Here is a 4,322-nt window from a genome sequence, read left to right as displayed (position 1 = left end):
GCACTGACAGGGAAAAATATTGTACTAGAAAATCTATCTCTGATTTTCGTTCCGGTTTACGTAAATTCTTAGATTTCCTAAAATCAGATTATCGTAAGCGATACGATAACAGTATTTTATCAGAGATTGAGAAAATTAAAGAGAATCAACATCTGTCTGTTACTGAAAAAGAATCTATTATCTTGTCTAGAAGAGGTCAAGGGGTATTTCGTAACAATTTGATTAAGTATTGGGATGGATGTGCTATAAGCAAATGTTCATTAACAGATATGCTAGTAGCTTCTCACATAAAACCTTGGAAAGATTCAACAAATGATGAACGGCTGGATGTATTCAACGGATTATTACTTTTACCAAATTATGATAAGTTATTTGATTTGGGTTACTTAACATTCACCTCTGAGGGGAAAGCAATTTACTCAAAATTGCTTTCCAAAAATGACAAGTATTTATTGGGATTGACTTCAACTTTATCTCTTTGTCGTATTGAAGAGGCACACAAGACTTATTTAAAATATCACAATAAATATTGTTTTATTGGATAAATGTTTTTTAAAAGATATATGCCCCACTACTTGTAGATATCACAAGTTCAGACTTCATAATCTTAAAACAACATCTCTTCCATGTCTACTACCTGATTAATTAGGTTACTTGCTTTAATTGTTATAGTCCACAAATTTAATGTAAGCCTCCGGTAAACCACGTGTTTTCTGCAACTCCTTCCATCAGTATCTTTGTGCCCAAAAACAAGATTTATGATGACACGAGAAGAAGTTGCAGAAATTATTATGTACTGCAAGGAACACAAAGTAACCTATAAATCCAGGCTGGCCGAACTCAATATCCCAGTTTGGAGATTTTATGAGAGCAAGTCCCGCTATGCAGAGGAACAGTCCTCCGGCAATACCTCCAAAGGTGATTTTATAGAACTGGGACAAAGCGGCACATTTATTCCTGTCCCGTCATTTGGTCAAAGCGGTCGTAAACCTAAAGGAGAATCGTCATCCGGTTTTAAAAGTATAGAGATACGTACATCAAAAGGAGATGCAATACGTATTCAGGGAGAGCTCAGCGCACAGGAACTTTACTCAATAATTCAAGCCAGCAGCCATGTTTAACCTTAACGACAGTCTTCATTATCTGCTGTACAACCGTCCGACGGATATGCGGAAGAGTTTCCATACACTCAGTGGTATAGTGACTGATGTCATGGGTCATGATCCATGTAACGGGAATGTTTACATCTTCATGAACAGGGCACGCAACCGTATTAAGCTTCTCCATTGGGAGGCAGGTGGAATGGTACTCTATTCCAAGCTTTTGGAGGCCGGTACGTTTGGCAATCCCGGCTCCTTTAGTAAGGACAACATCTGCGAAGGGATAGAATGGCGTGACCTTGTAATGATAGTGGAGGGTATCATAGAATCCGGAGATTCACGTAAAAACAGACTTGAAAGCTTGAGAAAACTTCGGAAATAACAGGTATTTAATACACTGTAAAGTTGTGTATTCCAGCAGATTTTATTATCTTTACACTGTAATAAGATAATGGAATACAGATGTTTACGGAAGAACAGATAAAGGCAATAATACAGGAGAATGAAAGGCTTCGCAAGGAAAATGATGCACTTTCCGGGAAAGTGGCATCCCTGGAACAATCCCTTTATTGGCTTAGGAAGAAGATGTTCGGCCGTATGAGTGAGAAGAACCTTCCTCTTGACCCCAACCAGTTGTCGCTGTTTACACAGCAGGAAATGTCTCCCGATGAGAAGGCTGAACTTGAGGAGGAAGCACGCAAGGCGGAAGAAGAGATGACAAGAACAGTCAAGGTCAAAGAGAAACCTGTCCGCAAGCCTCTTGATACATCCCTGCTGCCTGTAAAGGAAATCAATCTTTACCCTGAAGGTACTACCACAGAAAACGGTGAGCTGAAAGACGATTTCGTTGAAATCGGAACCGAAGAGACTCTGCGTCTGGAACGTATCCCGGAGAAAGTCTATATAGTAAAGACCATCCGCCACAAGGTAATAAGAAAATCAGAACTCAAGGAAAAGCATCCGGAAGAGAGGCATATCCTTATCAGTCCGCTTCCTTTGGCACCTGTGGGCAAATGTATGGCAGGAGCATCCGTACTGACTGACATTATCATCGGAAAGTTTATGTATCATCTGCCTTTCTACCGCCTTATACAACAGTACCGTGAGTCCGGCATAACCATCAGTGACTCGACTATGGGCGGATGGTATGAGGCGGCTGTGGAAAAGCTGAAGCTTCTCTATAATCTCCTTAAGAAGCAGATACTCTCAAGTGAATATATACAGATAGACGAGAGTGTGATACCTGTTATTGACAACGAAAAGCACAAGACGAGAAAAGGTTATGAGTGGTGCCTGCGTGACGGCATCACCGGAGACGTCGTGTTCCATTATGACCGTGGCAGCCGTAGCGGGAAGGTTGCCCGTGAACTCCTGGGCAATTATGCCGGGCTTGCGCAGTGCGACGGCTATGATGCCTACGAACAGTTCGAACGGATGAAAGGCATCACGCTGTTCGGCTGTTGGGCCCATGCAAGGAGAAAGTTTACGGAGGCACTTGACGAGAACAAGGTACTGGCTACACAAGCATTATGCCATATAGGCAAACTGTACAAAGTTGAATCTGAGGCTAACGAAGCCGGCCTTTCCATAGAAGAGCGAAAGGAAAAACGTATCCGGGAATCTTACCCTGTGATACTGGAATTTGAAAGGTGGATGCAGGATGCCTACCTTAAGGTGCTGCCTAAGAGCCGTACCGGTAAGGCTATAGAATACACCTTCTCACTTCTTCCCAGACTCTCCAGATATGTAAATGACGGTAGGGTGAATATCGACAACAATCTCATTGAGAATGCGATAAGGCCGTTGGCTTTGGGTAGGAAAAACTATCTGTTCTGTGGCAATGACGCATCGGCATACAGAGCGGCCATTGTATATTCCCTTATCGGAACCTGCAAGTCTGCCGGAGTTGACCCAAGAGTATGGATGGAGGACGTACTGAGGAAAATACCGTATTATGAAAGGGATAAAAAGGATATGACAGAACTACTTCCACGGAACTGGGCTAAATCATAACAAATCTGTTCCGAATTGATATAATTTGATGCTATTAGTCCCGACTCGGAGGCGAATCTGAACGAATCGTACCGAGTCGGGACTAATTTTCTATTTTGCAATACGCACTTTACCGGAAGTTTACAATTTAATTACGAAAACAGATTACAAATAATTACTCATCATATTCTTCAGTACATAGGTTTAAAAGTATGACAAACAAAATATATAAACTAGAAAAGCTTATATTATTAAAGCAGAAAGCAGCATATCAAGAAATCCCACTTAGCGCCAATGAGCCAGCTTTTAAAGCACATGCGAGGAAAAAGCAATCACTCTTCCGCCAGATGGTATTAGGTATTCCATACGATCCTAAACACAAGTTCGGTAAGTATGGTGCTTTCCTTATGGAGCCATTCGCTTCGTTAGGATATAATTTCTGTGAGGTTTATCGAAACGATATACTTAATGGCATAAAAGAGCGATACGGGAAGTTGAATGCAGCTCTCCATGAGGGACTTATGGGCAATATGCTTAGGAGTGAACATATTCCATGGAATGTATTTTATCCAATGAAATCCGATCTGCAAGCCACATCTGCTCTATTAAAAGATATTCTGAAAACAGACGAGATAGACAAAGTTACAGATATTCGTATCGAGTGGGCCCCTGAAAAGGAGGAAGCACTTGACGACAATACCTCATTCGATACATATATTGAATATATTTATAATGGGAAAGAGTGTGGTGTAGGTATTGAAGTAAAATATACTGAAGAAGGATATCCTTTTGGGAAATTAGAAAGGAAGAGGGTTATGGAAGAGGAAGATTCCTTATACGCCATCAAGACACGCCAATGTGGGTTATACACAAATGAGATAAACAACCGCCGCCTGAGTGAAACATTGCTTTGCAAAGATGACTACAGGCAGATATGGAGGAATCATTTATTAGGTGCTGCAATGGTTATGAACGGACGAATCACTAAATTCCATAGTATCACACTATATCCCAATGGCAATACTCATTTCAAGAAAGTACTTCCTGAGTATGAAAAATTACTGTCGGAATATGGAAAAGCAACATTCGGCTATATTACCATCGAAAAACTCATCCTTCTTATATGTAAGCACTTTGAGATGAATGAAAAGAACAAGCAATGGGTAGACTATCTGAATACAAGATATCCTTTTATCTAAGAATGAATAAAAAAACATTACTCAATTATTT

The 4,322-nt window shown here is 40.7% G+C and carries 5 protein-coding genes; all 5 read left to right on the top strand.

Translation table 11 applies throughout. From position 1 onward, the window contains the following. Positions 1-545 (top strand): HNH endonuclease (locus tag I6E24_RS15570; protein WP_235329532.1); only part of this gene is annotated, 545 nt, incomplete at its 5' end. A gap of 213 nt (positions 546-758) precedes the next feature. Further along, positions 759-1,121 carry a hypothetical protein gene (locus tag I6E24_RS15565; RefSeq protein ID WP_204509135.1) on the top strand — a complete coding sequence of 121 codons (363 nt, stop codon included), beginning with the start codon at positions 759-761 and terminating at the stop codon, positions 1,119-1,121. After that, positions 1,114-1,482, top strand: a complete 369-nt coding sequence (gene tnpB, locus I6E24_RS15560) for an IS66 family insertion sequence element accessory protein TnpB (protein WP_204509133.1) — start codon at positions 1,114-1,116, stop codon at positions 1,480-1,482. Before I6E24_RS15565 ends, tnpB begins: the two co-directional genes overlap by 8 nt. An 80-nt stretch (positions 1,483-1,562) precedes the next feature. Continuing rightward, positions 1,563-3,113, top strand: coding sequence for an IS66 family transposase (tnpC, locus tag I6E24_RS15555; protein WP_235329530.1), 1,551 nt, complete (start codon positions 1,563-1,565; stop codon positions 3,111-3,113). A 191-nt stretch (positions 3,114-3,304) separates the two neighbouring features. Beyond that, entirely contained in the window at positions 3,305-4,291 is a 987-nt protein-coding gene (locus I6E24_RS15550; protein WP_235329528.1) for a PGN_0703 family putative restriction endonuclease, read from the top strand. Positions 4,292-4,322 lie beyond the last annotated feature (31 nt).

The sequence above is a fragment of the Bacteroides caecigallinarum genome, assembly GCF_021530995.1.
Classification (GTDB): Bacteria; Bacteroidota; Bacteroidia; order Bacteroidales; family Bacteroidaceae; genus Phocaeicola; species Phocaeicola faecigallinarum.
The sequence above is the reverse complement of the archived record's forward strand: the minus strand, read 5'-3'. Positions and strand labels throughout refer to the sequence as shown.